This window comes from Arthrobacter sp. 2RAF22, from assembly GCF_052115325.1.
Lineage (GTDB): Bacteria > Actinomycetota > Actinomycetes > Actinomycetales > Micrococcaceae > Arthrobacter.
The window spans coordinates 164,971-183,771 of the sequence record NZ_JBFRGL010000003.1 but is presented as its reverse complement, the minus strand read 5'-3'; the positions used below and the strand labels follow the sequence as shown (position 1 = coordinate 183,771).

Annotated in this window: 17 protein-coding genes; 7 read left to right on the top strand and 10 right to left on the bottom strand. The window is 64.8% G+C overall.

Annotated features, from left to right (window positions below):
- Window positions 1-191: 191 nt before the first annotated feature.
- The 4 genes from AB4068_RS05480 to AB4068_RS05465 are packed head-to-tail and all read right to left on the bottom strand — an operon-like array spanning window position 192 to window position 5,234.
- Entirely contained in the window at window positions 192-1,583 is a 1,392-nt protein-coding gene (locus AB4068_RS05480) for a GntP family permease (RefSeq protein ID WP_284988504.1), read from the bottom strand.
- Window positions 1,584-1,605: 22 nt separating this feature from the next.
- Window positions 1,606-2,241, bottom strand: a complete 636-nt coding sequence (locus AB4068_RS05475) for a bifunctional 4-hydroxy-2-oxoglutarate aldolase/2-dehydro-3-deoxy-phosphogluconate aldolase (RefSeq protein WP_441432856.1) — start codon at window positions 2,239-2,241, stop codon at window positions 1,606-1,608.
- Entirely contained in the window at window positions 2,231-3,889 is a 1,659-nt protein-coding gene (locus AB4068_RS05470; RefSeq protein ID WP_441432855.1) for an N-acyl-D-amino-acid deacylase family protein, read from the bottom strand. The genes AB4068_RS05475 and AB4068_RS05470 overlap by 11 nt, the downstream gene beginning before the upstream one ends.
- 10 nt (window positions 3,890-3,899) lie before the next feature.
- Window positions 3,900-5,234: an amino acid deaminase gene (locus tag AB4068_RS05465; protein WP_441432854.1), complete on the bottom strand. Its 1,335-nt coding sequence runs from the start codon at window positions 5,232-5,234 to the stop codon at window positions 3,900-3,902.
- 248 nt (window positions 5,235-5,482) lie between these two features.
- Between AB4068_RS05465 and AB4068_RS05460 the strand changes: the two genes are divergently transcribed.
- Genes AB4068_RS05460 through AB4068_RS05445 form a run of 4 tightly spaced genes read left to right on the top strand, consistent with a single transcriptional unit; the run spans window position 5,483 to window position 9,096 of the window.
- Window positions 5,483-6,514, top strand: a complete 1,032-nt coding sequence (locus AB4068_RS05460) for a sugar kinase (protein ID WP_441432853.1) — start codon at window positions 5,483-5,485, stop codon at window positions 6,512-6,514.
- Window positions 6,511-7,272: an IclR family transcriptional regulator gene (locus tag AB4068_RS05455; protein ID WP_441432852.1), complete on the top strand. Its 762-nt coding sequence runs from the start codon at window positions 6,511-6,513 to the stop codon at window positions 7,270-7,272. Before AB4068_RS05460 ends, AB4068_RS05455 begins: the two co-directional genes overlap by 4 nt.
- The gene (locus tag AB4068_RS05450) at window positions 7,269-7,673 is read left to right on the top strand and encodes a RidA family protein (protein ID WP_059388814.1); all 405 of its coding nucleotides are present in this window, start codon (window positions 7,269-7,271) and stop codon (window positions 7,671-7,673) included. Before AB4068_RS05455 ends, AB4068_RS05450 begins: the two co-directional genes overlap by 4 nt.
- Window positions 7,674-7,707: 34 nt before the next feature.
- Entirely contained in the window at window positions 7,708-9,096 is a 1,389-nt protein-coding gene (locus tag AB4068_RS05445; protein ID WP_441432851.1) for a sensor domain-containing phosphodiesterase, read from the top strand.
- 9 nt (window positions 9,097-9,105) lie between these two features.
- Here the strand turns inward: AB4068_RS05445 and AB4068_RS05440 are convergent, their stop codons facing one another.
- Genes AB4068_RS05440 through AB4068_RS05415 form a run of 6 tightly spaced genes read right to left on the bottom strand, consistent with a single transcriptional unit; the run spans window position 9,106 to window position 15,230 of the window.
- A complete protein-coding gene (locus tag AB4068_RS05440) occupies window positions 9,106-9,555 on the bottom strand; it encodes a rhodanese-like domain-containing protein (RefSeq protein ID WP_441432850.1) in 450 nt (149 codons plus the stop codon).
- A gap of 8 nt (window positions 9,556-9,563) precedes the next feature.
- The gene (locus AB4068_RS05435; RefSeq protein WP_441432849.1) at window positions 9,564-10,379 is read right to left on the bottom strand and encodes an IclR family transcriptional regulator; all 816 of its coding nucleotides are present in this window, start codon (window positions 10,377-10,379) and stop codon (window positions 9,564-9,566) included.
- A 7-nt stretch (window positions 10,380-10,386) separates the two neighbouring features.
- Entirely contained in the window at window positions 10,387-12,000 is a 1,614-nt protein-coding gene (locus AB4068_RS05430; RefSeq protein ID WP_441432848.1) for a beta-N-acetylhexosaminidase, read from the bottom strand.
- Window positions 11,997-12,905 carry a carbohydrate ABC transporter permease gene (locus AB4068_RS05425; RefSeq protein ID WP_441432847.1) on the bottom strand — a complete coding sequence of 303 codons (909 nt, stop codon included), beginning with the start codon at window positions 12,903-12,905 and terminating at the stop codon, window positions 11,997-11,999. Before AB4068_RS05425 ends, AB4068_RS05430 begins: the two co-directional genes overlap by 4 nt.
- Window positions 12,902-13,894 (bottom strand): carbohydrate ABC transporter permease, encoded by a 993-nt coding sequence (locus tag AB4068_RS05420; RefSeq protein WP_284988513.1) that lies wholly within the window; start codon window positions 13,892-13,894, stop codon window positions 12,902-12,904. Before AB4068_RS05420 ends, AB4068_RS05425 begins: the two co-directional genes overlap by 4 nt.
- A gap of 43 nt (window positions 13,895-13,937) precedes the next feature.
- Complete coding sequence (locus AB4068_RS05415) at window positions 13,938-15,230, bottom strand: extracellular solute-binding protein (RefSeq protein ID WP_441432846.1); 1,293 nt, start codon at window positions 15,228-15,230, stop codon at window positions 13,938-13,940.
- Window positions 15,231-15,445: 215 nt separating this feature from the next.
- On the opposite strand from AB4068_RS05415, the gene AB4068_RS05410 reads away from it, so the two are divergent.
- From AB4068_RS05410 to AB4068_RS05400, 3 genes are read left to right on the top strand one after another with little or no spacing between them, the layout of a single operon-like run.
- Window positions 15,446-15,847 carry a metal-sensitive transcriptional regulator gene (locus AB4068_RS05410; protein WP_441432845.1) on the top strand — a complete coding sequence of 134 codons (402 nt, stop codon included), beginning with the start codon at window positions 15,446-15,448 and terminating at the stop codon, window positions 15,845-15,847.
- 49 nt (window positions 15,848-15,896) lie between these two features.
- A complete protein-coding gene (locus AB4068_RS05405; protein ID WP_059388821.1) occupies window positions 15,897-16,136 on the top strand; it encodes a heavy-metal-associated domain-containing protein in 240 nt (79 codons plus the stop codon).
- Between the two features lie 8 nt (window positions 16,137-16,144).
- Window positions 16,145-18,709: a heavy metal translocating P-type ATPase gene (locus tag AB4068_RS05400; RefSeq protein ID WP_441432844.1), complete on the top strand. Its 2,565-nt coding sequence runs from the start codon at window positions 16,145-16,147 to the stop codon at window positions 18,707-18,709.
- Window positions 18,710-18,801 lie beyond the last annotated feature (92 nt).

Here is an 18,801-nt window from a genome sequence, read left to right as displayed (position 1 = left end):
CCGTACCAGCGCCTGACCGCAGACCAGACATTCCAGAGATATGCAAGCACCCCAGCCACCCTAAGCTTCCAAAGCTTAGCTACCCCGAAATTCGCCCGCCAACACTGGGAAGCAGGCACAATCCATACACACGTTTTGTCCTATAACCCGGAATTCCGGAGGCGCCAGGGATTTTCCGTGTCGCTCAGCGTTTAGACGAACTGGTACAGCAGCGCCGCCATGCCGAAGCCCACTACCGAGAGCACGGTCTCCAGCACCGTCCACGTCTTCAGGGTGTCCTTGACTGACATGTTGAAGTACTTGGAGATGATCCAGAATCCGCCGTCGTTCACGTGGCTGGCGATGATGGAGCCGGAGGAGATGGCCATGACAATCAGGGCCAATTGCGGCTGCGAATAGTGCCCGGCCGTGAGCGCCGGGGCCAGGATGCCGCCGGTGGTCACGATCGCGACCGTGGCCGAGCCCTGGGCGAGGCGCATGCCGCAGGCAATCACGTAAGCGGACACGATCACCGGAAGCCCGGCCTTGGCCAAAGTGTCCGCCACCGCGTTGCCAACCCCGGTTGCCGAGAGCACGGCGCCGAAGAATGCGCCGGCTCCAACAACAAGCAGGATCATGCCGACCGGCTTCAGCGAGGCCGAGCTCAGTTCGGAGAGGTCCTTGGCGCTCATGCCCCGGCGCGTGCCCAGGAGCCACATGGAGAGTGCAACGGCAACGGTGAGCGCAATGGCCGGGTTGCCGAAGAACACGAGCGCATCGCGGAAACCACCGGCGGGCAGGAAGACATTGCCGAAGGTGGCGCCAAGGATCAGGAGCATCGGCAGGCCGATGGCAAGGGCAACGACGCTCATAGGCGGCTCGTGGCCAACGGCTTCCTCTGCCTCCGGGATCACGCGGTCCTCCGGAACGGACACTTGCACGCGCTTGCCGATCCACTGGCCCCAGAGAATGCCGGAAGCGAACCAAGCGGGGATACCGCAGGCGAGGCCCATGATGATGATCCAGCCAAGTTCAACGTGGAACAGGCCAGCCGCTGCCACGGGACCCGGGTGCGGTGGCAGGAAGGCGTGGGTCACCGAGAGGCCGGCGAGGAGCGGCAAGGCATACAGAATCAGGGATTTCCCGCCGCGTACCGCCGCCACGTAGACGAGGGGTGCGAGCACGAAAATACCGATGTCGAAGAAGACCGGAATGCCGAGGACAAAACCGGTGACGCCCATGGCCAGCGGCGTTCCCTTTTCGCCGAAGATCTTCACGAGCCTGCCCAGCAGGACCTCCGCACCACCGGAACGTTCCAGGATAGCGCCAAGGACGGTGCCCAGGCCGATGATCAACGTGATGTGTCCGAGGATCCCGGCGAAGCCCTTCTCGATGAGTGCGTCACCGCTCTTGATCGGCGAGCCGACGAGGGCATCGATGCTCACGCCGCCCGCCAGCGCGACGAGCACGCTGGTACCCACCAAGGCAATGAACGGTTCTACCTTGACTTTGATGATGAGAAACAACAGGAGGGCAATGCCGGCCCCTGCCAGGAGAAGCAGGCCGGCGGTATCGTGCCGCAGCCAGTTCAGGAATTCATTCATGGAGGTCACTTTCTGGGGATTCCTACGCGAGGGTGGCGGTGAAGGCGGCGGCCCTGGCCGAAATGTCAGCCCAGTCGCCTGCGGCCACGGCGGAGGGAGGGACCACGCTGGTTCCACAGCAGACCGCTGCGGCGCCGGCGTCGAGATAGCTCTTGGCGTTCGAGGCGTCGATCCCGCCGGAGGGCAGAAGCCGGATGCCAGGGTAGGGACCCTGGAGATCCTTGAGGTAGGCCGGGCCGAGCTGCCTGGCCGGGTAGATCTTGACTGCCGCGGAACCGAGGTCAAGGGCCTGCGCCACCTCCGTGGGTGTCATGGCGCCCAAACTGAAGGGAATACCGGCGGCCGCAGCCACCGCCGCAACCTCGGGGCGGAGGCCGGGAGTCACCAGGAACCGGGCACCGGCGTCGATTGCTGCCTTTGCCTGCTCGGCCGTCATCACGGTACCGATTCCGACGGCGGCGCCGTGCTTCGCGGCGGTGTCCGCCGCCCGCCGCACATGCTTCAGCACGTCCGGGGTGGTGAACGTCAGTTCGACGCTGCGGATGCCGGCGCCGGCCAGTGCGTGGCACAGCTCGGCGGCGTCGGGGATAAATGGCGCACGGACGACGGCGAGGGTGCGGTCGGCTTCAAGCTGTTCGACGAATTCTTCAGGAGTCATGCGATTCCGTACTTCCTGCTCGGGTGCGTCCGTCGGGGCTGCGGCGCAGGGCGCGGCCGGCACGGGCGCCGGTGGGCTTCCCGCCGTCGATCGCTGCCGTCCCGTTGACGAACACGTAATGGATGCCAGTGGCTGGCTTGCGGGGGTTTTCAAAGGTGGCTTCGTCACGGACGGTGCGCGGATCGAAGAGGACGACGTCGGCCGCGTAGCCTTCGCGGACGAGCCCGCGGCGGTCGAGCTTGAGCCGCTTGGCGGGGCGGCCGCTCAAGTGGTGGACCATTTCTTCCAGGGTCAGCAAGCCCAGGTCGCGGCTGTAATGGCCCAGGTAGCGGGGAAAGGTTCCCCAGGCACGCGGGTGCGGCTTGGCTCCGACCAAGAGGCCGTCGCTGCCGCCGGTGTGCGTGCGATGGACCATGATGGCCTGCACGTTTTCCTCGTGTCCGACGTGCTGCAGGATGCCGGTGCCCAAGCGGTCCTCTTGGAGGATCCGAACGAACACGTTGAAGGGTTCAGCGTTGGTTTCGGCCGCGATTGCGGCGATGGTCTTGCCCACATGGCCGGCGAGTGCCGGGTTCTGGACGCCGCTGATCTCCAGGGTGTGCCACTCGGCAACCACGCCATGGCAGCCGTCGGAGCCGTAGATCTCCACGCTTTCGCGGATCCTCGCTAGCGTAGCCGGGTCAGCCAAGCGCGCGAGTGTGGCCTCGGTGCCGCCGGAGGATGACCAGCTGGGCAAGATGGCCGCGAGCGTGGTGGCTCCGGGGAGGTAGGGATAGGTGTCGAGCGTGATGTCGGCGCCGTCGTCGAGCGCTGCGTCGATGAGTTCAAGAAGCTCGCCCGCCCTGCCCTTGTTTTCGGCGAAGTTCATGGTGGCGTGGGAAAGGTGCAGCGCGCAGCCGGTGTCCCTGCTCAGTCCGATCATCTCAGCGTAGGCGCCGAGCGCGCCCTTTCCGTAGGAGCGGTGGTGCGGGGCGTAGAAACCACCCAGCTCCCCCACGGTCCGGCATAGTCCTGCCAGTTCCTCCGTGCGGGCGTACATTCCGGGGGTGTAGGTCAGTCCGGAGGACATCCCTACGGCGCCTTCCTCCATGGCGGTGCGGACCAAGTCCTGCATCCGCTCCTGCTGCTCAGGTGTCGGGTCCCCTTCGGCGAAGCCCATCACGAGGGCCCGTACGGTTCCCTGCGGCACGAGGTAGGCGGCGTTGGTGGCGATCCGGCCCCGGTCGTCTTCCGCGTCGAGGCGGTCCAGGTACTCGCCCACGGTTCGCCAATCCCAGTCGAAATCCTGCGGGTTGTCGTTCCAGCCGGCGATCTTCTCGCGGACTCCGGCAAGCGTGGCGTCGTCCACCGGAGCGTAGGACAGCCCGTCCTGGCCCAACAGTTCGGTGGTGACGCCTTGGCTGAGCTTGGCGTAGTGGTCTTTGTTGACCAGCAGCTGCAGGTCCGAATGGGCGTGCATGTCGATGAAGCCGGGGCTCAGGACGAGTCCCGTGGCGTCGATAGTCCGCTCGGCGCCGGTTCCGCTTGCGGTGAGGGATCCGGCGTCGGCGACGACGGCGATCACCTCGCCGTCCAGCAGGACGTCCGCGGTGCGGCGGTCCATCCCGGTTCCGTCCACCAGGATGGCGTTGCTGATGAGGGTCTTCATGGCGAGGGTCCTAGAAGAAGGTATGGATGAGGTCCACGACGGTTTGGTCACCGTCGGTGTCCGCCAGCACTGGGATGAGGGTCCACTTGTCAAAGGCTGTGCACGGATGCGAAAGTCCGAGGCGCACGACGTCGCCGGGCCGCACGGTGGTGGTGCGGGCGTCGAAGGTCATGAAGCAGTGCTGGTCGTTGACGGCCGTGATCTCGGCACCGCCGAGGGGCAGCATGGGACCACCGAGCGCGGGCCCGATCAGCTGTGGACGCGGCAGGCCTTCGTCAACGGGCAAGTCCCGTTTGCCGGCGTCGAGGATGGCGAGGCCGGGTTCGGGCTGGGACACGACGCGCGCCCAGCCGTGCATAGCTGCCATGAGCGGCTGGCCGCCGTCGCGGGAAAACGGCGAGATGCCCCGGTAGAAGCCGTCGTCGTGGATGATGTAGGCGCCGCTGCGGATCATGAGTTCCACCCGGGGGCTTGCCTCGGAGCCAGCGGTGGCGTAGGGCGAAAGGACGTCGACGACGTCGTCGAAGTAGGCGCTGCCGCCTGCGGTGAGAATGACGGCGTCCGATCCGTAGAGACCCTCCACGAGGAGCCGCTTATGCAGCTCACCCATCTGGCCCAAGTAGCCGCGGACGGCGGCAAGACTGCCGGCGTCGGCCGTGTGGGCCAACGATCCTTCGTAGCCGCTCACCCCCACGAGCCGCAGGTGCGGGGAGGCACTGACGGCGCGGGCGACGTCGAGTGCAGCCTCCACGCCTCGTGCCCCGGTGCGGCCGCCGATCCCGCCGAGCTCAACGAGGACATCCAGGACGGCGTTGCTTCCAACGGCTTCCAAGGTGCGGCCAATAACCTGCACGGTAACGGTGGAGTCCACCCAGGACAGGATCGGCTGGTCCGGACTCGCGGTCTTGGCGACCCATTCGATCGCGTGCGGATCGCTCAGGCTGTTGGCCAGTTGCAGGCGCCGCACGCCGAACGCGCGGGCCACGCGGAGCTGGGCGAAGTTCGCCACGGTGATCCCCCAGGCCCCGCGGCTCAGCTGTTCGGCCCAGAGCTGTGGCGCCATGGTGGTCTTTCCATGCGGAGCCAGCAAGACGCCATGCTCCGCGCACCACGAAGCCAGCCGATCGGCATTGCCGCGCATCGCCCCGGCATCAAGCGTCAACAACGGTGTCTGGAGGTCCTTGAGTTTCGGGTGGGTGGAGAGGAACTCGCGGTGGCTGGTGCCGTTGGCTGTGGCGGGCACGGCTTTGTGCCGCCAGTCGAGCCGGACATCCGCCAGGCGGCCCACGGCGTCCGCCGCAATTGCCCCGGCCTCTGCTCCGGCCCCGGACGTGGAAGTGTTCACCAGTTCGATCCCTTCACGATGCGCAACTTCACTGTGCGCAATTCACTGTGCGCATTCTGCTCGCAAACCCGGTGCGTTGCGTATTTTGCAACGCAGGTTGCAAAGCTGTTGGTGATATGTCTAACATGGTGCAGGATTGGGAGTCAAGGCCGCGGCGTGGCCCGGCACTCCCTGACCAGGCCACGGAAATCCCTTCTTCATTGGGTGTCGAGTGCCGCTGGAAGCGGCAGAGGGAGCGCGCGAGTTTCATGCTTTCAGCTGTATGTGTGGGCGAGACGATGGCCATGCTCACCCCGGTGAAGCCCGTCCCGCTGCACCAAGCCACGGAGCTGCACTGCGGCATCGGCGGCGCGGAATCGAACGTTGCCATGGGCCTGGCTGCCATGGGCCTGGACTCCCACTGGGTAGGCCGGGTGGGCAAGGACGGATTCGGTATCCGGATCCTGGAGGAACTCAGCAGCCACGGAGTAGGCGTTTCCGGCGTCGAGGTCGATCCCGGACGGCCCACCGGGCTTTACGTCAAGGTGCCAGCCCAGGGAACAGACCCCGACGGCGGCAGTTCAGTTTTGTACTACCGGCAGGGTTCCGCCGCATCAGCGATGAGCCTGGGCACCCTGGCGAATCCCGCCGTCGAGCGTTTGCTTAACGAAGCATCGCTCATCCACCTGAGCGGCATCACAGCGGCGATCTCGGCCGAATGCCTTCAGCTGACCGAGGCCATCCTCGCCGCCCCGAGGCACGGCCGCCTCATCAGCTTCGACGTCAATTGGCGCGCCGCGCTCTGGGCCGGCCAGGACCGTTCCGTACTGCGCCGCCTGGCCAATCTCGCCGACATCGTGCTGGTGGGCAAGGACGAAGCCGAGCACGCCTTCGGCACTACGGACGAAACTGAACTGCGGCGCCTCATACCTGATCCCGCCGTCGTCGTCATCAAGAACGAAGCCACTAGCGCCATCGCCCTGGAACGGGACGGGACGCGGTCCGAAGTATCGGCGTTGTCCGTGGACGTGCTTGAGCCGGTGGGCGCAGGCGATTCCTTCGCGGCCGGGTACCTCAGCGGCGTGCTGTTCGGCCTCGGGCAGAAGGCGAGCCTTCGCCGCGGTCACGTCGCCGCAGCCTGCACCCTCACCGTGCATGGCGATCGTGGCCCGCTCCCCGGCTCCGCCCTGCTTTCGGCCATCCTCGATTCCACAGACGCCGAATGGGCTGCGATCCACGTCGCCGCAGGACACTTCAGCAGCCATGACCGAAGCCTTCACGATCGGAGCACAGCACCATGAGCCAAAGCCTGATGCGGGCCATCGACCTGCTAGCCGAGCTTGCGGCCAAACCGGCCACCCTGGATGAGCTTGCCTCCAAGGCTTCGGTACACAAGACAACCGTCATGCGGCTCCTGCACGCCATGGAGGAAAAGCGATTCGTTGTCCGCGATGAGGACCAGCGGTTCATGCTTGGATCCAAACTGTTCGAGCTGTCCTCGCTCGCCCTGGAGCAGCGGGACATCCGCAAAGTGGCGCACCCGTACTTGGCTGAGCTGAACGGAAAGACCGGGCACACCGTGCACCTTGCCGCGTTCGAGGGCAATGACGTGGTGTACATCGACAAATTCGAGTCGCACCATCCCGTGCGGATGTACTCCCGGATCGGCCTGACCGCGTCCCTGCATTCGGCCGCCGTCGCCAAAGTCCTGCTTGCCGACATGCCGCGCAGCCGGCAGGAAAAGATCGCGGCGGGACTCGACTACACAAGAATTACCGACACCACCCTGACCTCGCGGGAGGTCCTTTTGGCCGAACTGGAGCAGGTCAGGGTCCAGGGCTGGGCCCATGACAACGCCGAGCACGAATCCTTCGTGCACTGCATCGCGACCCCCATTCGCGACGCGAGCGGCGCCGTCGTGGCCGCAGCCTCTTGTTCGGTACCGGTGGTGATGCTCAGCTATGAAGGTCTGCTTGAGCTGCTGCCCGACCTCAAAGCCAGCACCGAGGCCATCTCCCGCGACCTCGGCTGGATCAGCCACGAAAGGAACTCCGCATGAGTGAAAAGACTGTAGTACTGACCGAAAACGCTCCGGCCCCGGCGCACGTATTCTCCCAAGGCATCCAGAAGGGCGGCCTGTTCCAGGTCTCGGGCCAAGGCCCCATGGATCCCGCCACCAACCAGTACATCGGCGAGGGCGACGTCCGAGTCCAGACCCGCCGCACACTGGAGAACGTGAAGGCGATCCTCGAAGCCGGCGGCTCCTCAGTGGAAGACGTCATCATGTTCCGCGTCTACCTCACCACCCGCGACGACTTCGCCGCCATGAACGAGGTCTACGGCGAATTCATCACCGAGAACGTCCCCAGCGGCCAACTGCCTAGCCGCACCACGGTGTTCGTCGACCTCCCGCACGAAGTCATGCTCGTGGAAATCGACGCGCTGGCCGTTACGGCGTAAGCCCCGGAGCCCGGCTTGGTGGCACTATTGGGTGATGCCCTTCATGCGCTTTCCCCGGCTTAAGAGGGCGTCTTCCCGGGAGGGACGCCAAGCGAACCGGCTGGCGTCGGCTTCAACCGGATGGTGGCTGCTGGTTGTCGTATTCATCGAGGCTGCAGTCGCCTTGTCTATCCGCCTGCCCTTGGCTTTCGGGCTTCCGCCGTGGGGCGGCATCGATGAAAAGACCGGATTCCCCGCGCTTCTCGCACTGCTGATCGTGCCCCTGGTGGTACTGGCCGCGTGGCGTCTCATGCGGCAGCAGCAGCGGGAACGCAGCCAGGCGTTCCGGACGTCGCGCTTGATGGACACCGTGCTGCACACAAGCATGGACTGGCTGTGGGCCACGGGGCCCGATGGACGATTTACGTTCTGCAGCCCGGCGAGCAAGGACATCACGGGGTACGAACCCTCCGAACTGCTGGGGAGGCACATCACCCGCGTGATCGACCCCGGGGACCTGGCAGACGCACGGGTGGACTGGAAAGCCAGGGAAAGCGGCGACTCCTCGTGGTCACGTGTAATCACCGTGTGCCGCCACCGGGATGGCAGCCGCGTCTTGATTGATGTAGCCGGAAGGCCGATTCGCGACAGGGAGGGCAGGGACTGCGGTTTCGAGGGCACCTGCCGTGTCTTGAATCCAGAGGCAACACGTTCGCGGGCGGAAGTCACTGTCCGCATCCAGGCCTTGCTCAATGACGGCTCACTCATCACAGCATTCCAGCCGATCCGGTGCCTGGAAACGGGCAACGTCGTTGGAGTGGAATCCTTGACAAGGTTCAGCGGTTCCCAGGAGTTGTCCCCCGAGGTGCGTTTCATGGAGGCCGCCTCGGTCGGCCTGGATATCGAGCTTGAGATCCTTGCCCTCCGGACGGCGCTGACCACCGCGGCAGGGCTCCCACCGGATCTGTACATCGCGGCAAACCTCTCACCCCGGGCGTGCCTTGACCCCCGGCTGGCAGCCGCGATTGTGGAGTCGGCCATCCCTCCGCGACGCATCGTTCTTGAGGTCACCGAACGCCATGAGGTGACCAACTATGAGCCGCTCGCCGAAGTGTTGGCACCGTTGCGGCACGCCGGGCTCAGAATAGCCGTGGACGACGCCGGTGCCGGCTTTGCTTCCATGCGCCACATCCTGCAGCTCAAGCCGGACCTCATCAAACTCGATCGCGAAATCATCGCCGGGATCGACACGGATCCAGGCCAGCGGGCGTTGGGAGCTGCGATGGTCGGTTTTTCCTCCGAAATCGGAGCCGCCCTGGTAGCCGAAGGGATCGAGACCGAGGCCGAGCTGGCTGCGGTCACCAAGCTCGGGATGACCGCGGCCCAAGGCTACCTTCTCGGCCGCCCGTCGCTCAGGCCTGAGGACTGGGCGGCTTGGGGGTAGCGATGGCCGCTACCCCTCGGGTTGGTGCGCCGTGACCAGCCCATCGAAGTCCCGAACGACAACGCCTGTAGCTGTCTCCACCGGGAGGCCGTTCCGCGCCCAATACTCAATGCCGCCGATCATCTCCCGCACCGGGTACCCAAGCTCGGCGAACGCCAGGGCCGCGAAGGTACTTCCGTTGCAGCCCGGTCCCCACGAATAGACCACTACTGAGCTCCCAGCGGGGATCAGCTCAGCGGCCCGCGCAGGGATCTGGGCCGTCGGCAAATGTACTGCACCAGGGATATGGCCGTGGTCCCACGACGACTGCCTTCGGGTATCCATGAGCACGAAACTGCCGGGAGCCGCATCGGCGACGTCCATGACGTCGATCTCGAACCGCAACTTCGCCCGGAAGTAGGCGCCTGCGGCACCGTCCGCCCCAACCGCAGCACCGGCGTCGTTCATTGGCGTTTCCATGAGCCCCCCTAAGCCAGCTTGGCGAGTTTGGCGCCTGCCCGTCGCGATCCCAGCTTGGCCGAGATGCGCAGGCTGGTTTCGGCGGCCATGGGACCTACTTCCCGGACGCGTTTGGCGGTCATGCGGGACGACAACGATGAAACGCTGAGGGCGGCCACCACGTGATCATCGTGGCCAAAGATCGGGGCGGCCACGCACCGGACCTCGGGTTCGTTCTCACGGTCGTCGATCGCGTAGCCCCGGCGTCGGATCGCGGCGAATTCAGTCCGCAACTGCTCGGGATCCGTGATGGTCCTGTCGGTGATCGGCACCAGGTCGCCGGCCAGGATCGGAGCCACCACTTCCTCCGGACTGAACGCCAACATGGCTTTGCCGACCGCAGTGCAATACGCCGGCATGGTCGCCCCAACACGCGATGCCATACGAACTGTTGCCTCGTCTTCAACTTTGTCGAGGTAAACCACATCATGGCCGGACAAGACCACCAAGTGGCAGGTGCTTTCCGTAGCCCTCATCAGCACCCTGAGCTCGGCGTTCGCGACGCTACGCAAATCGAGCCGGTCCAGGTATGACTGTCCCAAACGCAGGCAACCATGGCCCAGCCGGAAGCGGCCGCTCTCGGCATCGCGTTCCAGCAGGTTTTCGTCCAACAAGGGCGCGGCCAACCTCAGGACCGTGCTCTTGTTGAGCCCGGAGAGCTTGGTCAGCTCCACCAAGGCGAGTCCGTCCGCGCTCACCGGATGCTCCGCCACCACCGCCAGCAAAGCCAGCGCCTTCCGCAACGAAGCCGAGGAGTTCCGGGCCTCCATGCCGTCAGTACCCACGTGTGTCCTATCCAGCGGCAATGCGCTGCTCGGCGTCGTAATCGCGTTTCCAGCCAGCCACGCCAGGCCTCAACTGCCAGGGATGCGGTCCGGACAGCGGCCGGTATTCCACTCCCATGGCCTCCAGGCGTTCCAGATGCGCGCCTTCGAGCCTGGCCAGGAAACCATCGTAGTCCCGGTTCTCCGGCTGGGACCAGAGCACCTCCGCCACGGCGCTCAGCCGCGGAAACGCGGCGAAGTGGACCCGTCGCGGGGAATCCAGGTGTTCCGTCCAGATGTTGGCCTGCGCCCCGAGGAGCCTGCCCGGGAACGCCCCATCCGCACCCGCGGGCAGGGGTTCGAAGCCGTAGACATCCTGCAGCGTGGTGACAAAACCCACGGGCACGGGTTCGTCGTCGCCGTCGGCCTGCCGGTGGTCCAGGTACAGCCTGTGCTCAGGGCACATGACCACGTCATAACCGCTTTTGAGCGCGCTCATACCGCCTTCATAGCCTCGCCAGGAGGCCACCAACGCACCATCCGGCAGCTCGCCGTCGCCGATTTCATCCCACACGGAGGTAGCCCGCCCACGTGCGTCAAGGTGCCCCGCCAACTGCCCCACAAACCAGCTGTGCAATCCCGAAACGTCCGGCATCCCGAGTTCGCGGGCTTTGGACTGCGCCTGGGCGCTGGATTGCCACTGGGTGAGCGGAACTTCGTCTCCGCCCAAGCTGATCCAGCGGGACGGGAAGATCTCCACCACTTCATCGAGCACGTTGCGGTAGAACTCCAACGAGGTTTGCGAGACTTCCAGGACCGTCTCGTCGATTCCCCAACGGGTCCACACCCCGGGGGCCGCGCCCGTTCCCAGTTCCGGGTAGGCGGCGATGGCGGCCTGGCTGTGTCCCGGAACGTCAATTTCGGGGATGACTGTGATGTGCCGCTCGGCAGCGAACGCGACCACTTCGCGGAGATCGTCCTGGCTGTAGAAGCCGCCGTGCGGAAGCCCGTCGAAAACCCCTGCCCGCCACGAACCCAGTGATGATTCGCGCCGCCACGCCCCGGTCTCAGTGAGCTTCGGGTAGCGGTTGATCTGGATCCGCCAGCCTTGGTCGTCCGTGAGGTGCAGGTGCAGGACGTTGAGCTTGTGCATGGCCATCACCTCGATGAACCGGAGCAGGTTGTCCTTGGGCATGAAGTGCCGGGCCACGTCCAGCATGGCCCCGCGGTACCCGAAACGCGGGTGGTCCAGGATGGATACCTTGGGAACCGGCCATGCGCCGCCCGTCTCCGGAACGGGCGCTTGCCGCAACGCGGCAGGTCCCATCAGCTGCAGGAGCGTCTGCGCGGCATAGAAGGCTCCGGCCGGACCGCCCGCATGAATCACGACGGCGGCGCCCACCTCCAGTCGGTACGCCTCGGCGTCGAGCTCCGGGTCAAGCAGGAGGCTGATACCCGCATCGGCGGCGGCGGCCGGGAACAGGTCCCAGCCAGTGGCCGCGCCGAGGGTCCGGGCGAGCCAGCGGCGCGCTTTGTTGAGCTCCGGATCGGCGGCCAGCGTGGTGGTTCCGTCCAGTTCCAGGAAACCGCCGCTGGACTCCACCGAGGACGGAACAGGAACCAGCAGATCCGCGGCGCTCATCCCTTCACCGCCCCGGCCAGGCCGGATACGAGTTTTCGCTGCACCGCGATGAAGAAGATCAGCACCGGAATGGTCATGATCACGGAACCGGCCATGATGGCGCCCCAATCGTTCTGGTCGGGTTTGAAGAAGGTCAACAACGCCATGGGCAGGGTCTGGTTCTCCTGGGCGGAAATGATGAATGTCTTGGCGAAGAGGAAGTCGTTCCACGTGGAGATGAAGGAAAACACCGAGCATGCCACCACCCCGGGCGCCACGAGCGGGAAGAGGATCGAGCGGACAAAGCGGAAACCGCTCGCGCCGTCTATGCGGGCTGCCTCTTCGATCTCCACCGGCACGGCTGCCACGAAGCCACGAAGCATCCAGATCGCGAACGGAATACTGAAGCCCACATGGACCAGCACCAGGGAGCCGAGCTGGTTCAAGCCCACCAACGGTACGGCCTCCCCGGCATTGCGCAGCAGGAAGAACAACGGAATGGTGAGCGCTTCGACGGGCACCATCTGGGACACGAGAACCACGATCAGCAGCTTGGTGCGCATCTTGAATTGGTAGCGGGTCAGTGCCACGGAGGCCAAAAACGCCAGCACAGTGGAGACGATGACGACCACGAGCGCCACGATTACGCTGTTGAGGAAGTACCTGCCGAAGTTGTTCACTGACAGGACCCGCAAGAAGGAGTCGAAGGACGGTTCCAGCGTGAACGGCGCCGCATCGCCGGCGTCGAGCGCCGTCTTCGGCTTGAGGGCCGAAAGGACCATCCAGAACATGGGGAACGCGACAAGAAGCGCGATGGCGAGTGCCGCCACATCGGCGCCGAACCGGCGTCGTCCGCCCTTGCGGAACTGTTGCGGCGCGACCGGTGCGGGCCGGTTCTTGCGGAGCGGAACGTCGACGGCGGTCACAGGACTTCTCCCGTTCTCTTGAGGATGCGGAGGTAGACGAGGGTGATGATCATCAGCAGCGCGGTCATGATGACGCCAAGGGCCGAGCCGAGGCCATAAAGGCTGGCCGCGAAGGCCTGCTGGTAGCCGTAGACATTCAGCACGAGGTTCTGCCCGGCAATACCGCCGCCGTTGGTCATGATGTAAATCTGGGAGAAAATCTTGAAATTCCAGATGATGGACTGGATGGTCACCACCATCACGATGGGCCGCAGCATCGGAAGCATGATGCTGCGCGCGATCCGGGGCATGGAAGCACCGTCGAGCCGCGCCGCCTCAATGACTTCGGTGGAGATCGCCTGGATGCCGGCGTAGACCGTCACGAGTACGAACGGGAACGAACACCACACCACTTCGCTGGCCACCAACCCGAAGGCGGACCATTTGTCGTAGGTCCAGGAGTAGCCGTTGAACTGCGTCAAGCCCACCGACACGAGCGCCTTGTTGACGAGCCCCAGCGTGGGGTCGAAGAGGAACAACCACACGGCGCTGCCGGTGACGGCCGGTGTGGCCCAAGCGCCCAAGGAGACTACGAACAGTGCGCTCCGGACCCAGGGCCGGAGCCGCGTGGCCAAGACCGCCAACGACGTTCCCACGAGCAGCGTCAGGACAACGCAGGCGCCTGCGAACAGCACGGTGTTGCCCAGGACGGACCAGAACTCCGGATCGGCGAACAGTTTCTGGTAGTTCTCCAGGCCCGTGAATTGCAGTGGTGCCTTGCCACTGACTTGGGCCTGGCGGTAGTCGTACAAAGAAACGTTGATGAGCTGGAAGATCGGGTATCCCAGCAGCGCGATCAGGACAATGAAAGCCGGGGCCAGGTAGAACCACGGTTCCAAGCCGCGCTTGCCTAGCGCACGACGGCGGGACGTCCCCGCCGTCGTCGGCTTGCGGTTCTGCTCGCGGTTGGCCCCGTTCGTGTCCGCCTTCGCGGACGCGAACGCCGTCACGCCGCGCCCCCTGGCGCGGATCGGCCGTGCTTCACGAACCTCGTCATTTGGATCCGAAGACCTTGTTCATGGCCGCTGCCGCATCCGCAGTAGCGGTATTGACGTCAGCCTTGCCCGTGACGATCTTCTGGTACATGCCGGTGAAGATGCCCTGGGCGTCGATGGTGGACCAGGTTTCGGTCACCGGGACGAAATTGGTGCCGGCGGCGAGGGTCTTGATGAAGGGGTCAAGCTGCGGATTGGACGCGGCAACAGACTTCTGGACGTCGCTGAATGTGGGCAGGTTGCCCATGGCGTCGAACATCTTCTGCTGGTACTTCTTGCCTGCCAACAGCTCGACGAACTCGGCTGCGAGGGTGTGGTGCTTGCTGCTGTTGAAGACGCCCAGGTTGTTTCCGCCGGCAAACGCTGGGGCGATCGAACCAGCCGTATTGCCCGGAACCGGAACCACCGCGAACTTGTCCTTGACCGCACTGGCCGCTACGGCCTTGTAGTTGAAGTCGCCACCGATGGTCATGGCCGATTTTCCGGCGATGAACTGCTGGACGCTGGCGTTTCCGCCGAATTCGGCACACGTCTGGGGCGGGCAGATGTCGTTCTTGAGCAGCCGGGCATAAGCGGAGATGCCGTCCCGGGATTCGGCCGAATCCAAGCCGGAGACAAAGGCGCCACCCTTCTTCGTGGCAATGTTGCCGCCGTTGGCCCAGAGGTAGGGCATGGCGGAGAACTGCGCAGCTCCACCGACCGAAATCCCGAGCATGTCCGGGTTAGCTGCGCGGACGGCGCGGGCCACGGTTTCGACGTCGGCGAGGGTCTTGGGCACCCCCAGTCCGAGCTTCTGCAGCAGATCGGTGCGGTAGTAGAGGGCCCGGACGCCGACGTACCAGGGCACGCCGTAGTTCTTGCCCCCGACGTCCGTGGTGGCCAGGATCTTGCCGTCCAGGTCCTTGGACTCATCCCAGGCCTTGATGTCCGCAGTCATGTCGGACAATCCGCCGGATGCAACGTAGCTGGCAAGGTCTGTGTTGCCGAACTCGGCGACGTCGGGAGCGCTCGAGGGGTCGTTGAACGCGGCCTTGAACCGTTCTGCCCGGCTGTCGACGGGAATGTACTGGACGTCGACCTTGACGCCGCTGTGACTGGATTCGAAATCGGAAACCGCGGCCTTGACTACCGCGGATTTTGGGTCCTGGTTGACTTCCGAGAAGAGCCAGACGCGGATGGTGCCGGACTTCTCATCCGAAGATGACGCGGCATTGTTCGACGTGGGCGGGGCGCAGGCCGTCAGCGCGAGGGCGGCGAGGGCAATGGCAGCCGCAGAGCGTGCGATTTTCAATGGATCCTCCATGGAGAAAAGGGTTAGGTGCCCGGCGGTCCCCCGCTTCGGGTATGGAAGGAAACTTTACAAACATACTTTTGTGAGCGGAAGCACAAGCGGCAAAAGGTTTGCATTGCAAAACGGGAATTTGTAAATAGTTCCATCTCTCATGACAGGTCACATACCCCCGGGGGGTACTTGCTTCATACCCCTAGGGGGTATACATTGGCACCATGAGCACGATCGATGTGAACCCCACAGATTTGAAGTCCACGGATTTGAACCCGGTTGACCTGAACATCGCCCAGCCGGGCATCGAAGTCGAGGATGGAGCGCATGCCCAACGCGGCTACTCTTCCAACAAGGACGCCTACTTGCGGCGCCTTAAGCGGATCGAGGGCCAAGTACGCGGTATTGCGCGGATGGTGGAAGAGGACAAATATTGCATCGACATCCTCACCCAAGTCTCGGCAGTCACTAAAGCCCTGCATGCCGTGAGTCTCGGGCTCGTGGAGGAACACATCGGGCACTGCGTCGTCGGAGCCGCCTCCGAGTCGGATCCCGTCGTGCGCGCGGAGCAAATCGACATCAAGGTCAAGGAGGCAGCCGATGCCATCGGGCGCCTGCTGCGGTAACCCCGCAAGCACTCACCACACCATTCAACTCACCACCAAGGAGCACGCCATGGGCCACACCGCCACCATCCAGACGAACGTCAGCGTTTCCGGCATGACCTGCGGGCACTGCGTTTCCGCAGTGAGCGAAGAAATTGAGTCCTTGGCGGGAGTGGAAAATGTCGAGATCGATCTGAACGCCGGCGGAATCTCCACCGTCACCATCACCTCCACCCAGGAATTGTCGCCGTCCGAAATCGGCGAAGCCGTCGCCGAAGCCGGCTACCTGGTAGTCGCCAACGAGGCCTAGGGGCCAATGTGAGCAATCACGAGATCCTCCACCAAACGGGCACCCGCATCATCGAACTCGACATCGAGGGCATGACCTGCGCATCATGCGTGGCCCGCGTGGAGCGGAAACTGGGCAAGCTCGACGGCGTGGAGGCTTCCGTCAATCTCCCCCTCGAATCAGCCCACGTCACAGTCCCGGACAACGTCACGGACCAACAAATCGTGGACACAGTAAACGCAACGGGCTACAAAGCCTGGATCCGCGAATCGAGGCCCAGTCCGTCCACGGCCCCCTCCGCCGACCACACCCACGATCGCGAAACCGATATGCTCGGCGCGCTCGCTCCTTCGTCGCTTAGACGCGCGCTGCCGCATACCGGCCCCGCGATCGAGTCCAGCAACGAAGGCAGCACCGGTGACGGCGGCGCTGTAGAACATGACCGCAGCAATAGCGCGCCGGAACATGACCACAGCGACGGTGCCGGTGTTATGCGGCAGCGTGCGTCTAAGGGAGGAACGACCGAGCACGCCGAGCATGGCGCCGGTGGCGGCGCGCAAGGCGACCACAGCGCCCACGAAGACCACATGCATCACGGCCCCGCGTCCCGCCAGCTAAGGCCAAGACTGATTGCCGCCGCCATACTGACGGTTCCGGTCTTCGCCATCTCGATGGTTCCAGCTTTGCAGTTCCCGCACTGGGGATGGGTCGCCGCTGCACTGGCACTTCCCGTGGTGACGTGGGCTGCCTGGCCCTTCCATCGTGCGGCCGCCATTAACGCACGCCATTTCGCTTCGACCATGGACACGCTCGTCTCGATTGGTGTCTTGGCCGCATACCTCTACTCCGCGTGGCAACTCTTTGCCAACCCCATGATGACCGAACACCCGGGCATGGAGTCCACGGGAGGCATGGGCGGCGGGCTGTACTTCGAAGTTGCCGCCGTGGTCACCACGTTCCTGCTTCTGGGCCGCTATCTCGAGGCCAACGCCAAAGCGAAGGCCGGCGACGCCCTTAAGGCCCTCCTGAACCTGGGGGCGAAGGACGCTACGGTGCTGCGCGACGGCGTCGAGCACAAGATCCCGGCCGAGCAACTCGTAGCCGGGGACATCTTCGTGGTCCGCCCGGGAGAGAAGATCGCCACGGACGGCCTGGTGACGAGCGGTTCATCCGCCGTGGATGCCTCCTTGGTCACCGGTGAATCGGTGCCCGTGGAGGTCGGCCCGGGAAGCCAGGTCACGGGCGCCACCATCAACACTTCGGGCCGTTTGCTGGTCCGCGCGACGCGCGTCGGTTCCGAGACGACGCTGGCCCAGATGGGGCGGTTGGTCAGCCAGGCGCAGACGGGCAAAGCCCCGATCGCACGGCTCGCCGATCGGATCAGCGCCGTGTTCGTGCCCGTCGTGCTGGTCATCGCCCTGGCTACTTTCGTAGTCTGGCTCGCGCTGAGCGGGGACCTCAATGCCTCGTTCACGGCTGCCGTGGCGGTGTTCGTGATTGCTTGCCCGTGTGCGCTTGGGCTCGCGACTCCCGTTGGCCTCCTGACCGGGACCGGCCGGGGTGCGCAGCTCGGCATCCTCATCAAGGGCCCACAGGTGCTTGAAGATACGCGCACTGTGGACGCCATCCTGTTGGACAAGACCGGAACCGTCACCAGCGGCAAGCTGGCCGTCGGACATACCCTGGCCTTGAACGGGCACTCCCCCGCCGACGTGCTCTCTCTCGCCGGCGCCGTCGAGGCAGCGTCGGAGCATCCCATCGCCCACGCGATTGCCGCTGCCGCCAAGTCCGCAATGCCCGACGCCGGCCCGCTCCTCGCACTGAAGGACTTCAGTTCCGCCCCGGGCGGCGGAGTCCGGGGAATGGTTGCGCTGAACGGAGCCGGAAACGGCACTGAGCGAACGGTCGTGGCCGGCAGGACCGGCTGGCTGGAAGACAACGGAATCTTCCCCGACGATGCACAGCGCCGGGCCCTGGCAACTGAGGAAGCCGGCGGCGCAACCGCCATCTGGGTTGCTGTCGACGGGAAGCCCGCTGGAATTGTTACGCTAAGGGACACTGTCAAACCCGGTTCGGCGGCAGCCATCGCGAAGCTCAAGGAACTCGGGATTCGCCCTCTCCTGCTGACTGGAGACAACGCTGCGGTCGCCGCCCAAGTGGCCACCGCCGTCGGGATCTCCCCGGAAGATGTGTTCGCGGGCGTCCTGCCGGAAGGCAAAGTGGACGCGGTGCGGATGCTCCAGGCCCAGGGGTCCACTGTGGCCATGGCCGGGGATGGAGTCAACGACGCCGCAGCCCTGGCGCAAGCCGATCTTGGCATCGCCATGGGATCGGGCACGGATGTGGCGATCGAGGCCTCGGATCTGACCGTGATGGGCAGTGACCTTGGCCAGCTGGTGCAAGCCATCGAGCTGTCCCGGAAGACGCTGTCCACCATCAAGACAAACCTGTTCTGGGCGTTCTTCTACAACGCCATCGGTATCCCGGTGGCAGCCCTTGGTTTGCTCAACCCGATGCTCGCCGGTGCGGCCATGGCTGCGAGCTCGGTCCTGGTGGTCGCGAATTCGCTGCGGTTGCGCTCCTTCGCAAAGTAGCCCCGCCCACCGAAGTCCCGGCCCACCCAACTTACTCGCAGTTGTTGTCGTTATCCGGCGCGAAAACGACAACAACTGCCAGTCAGTTGGGG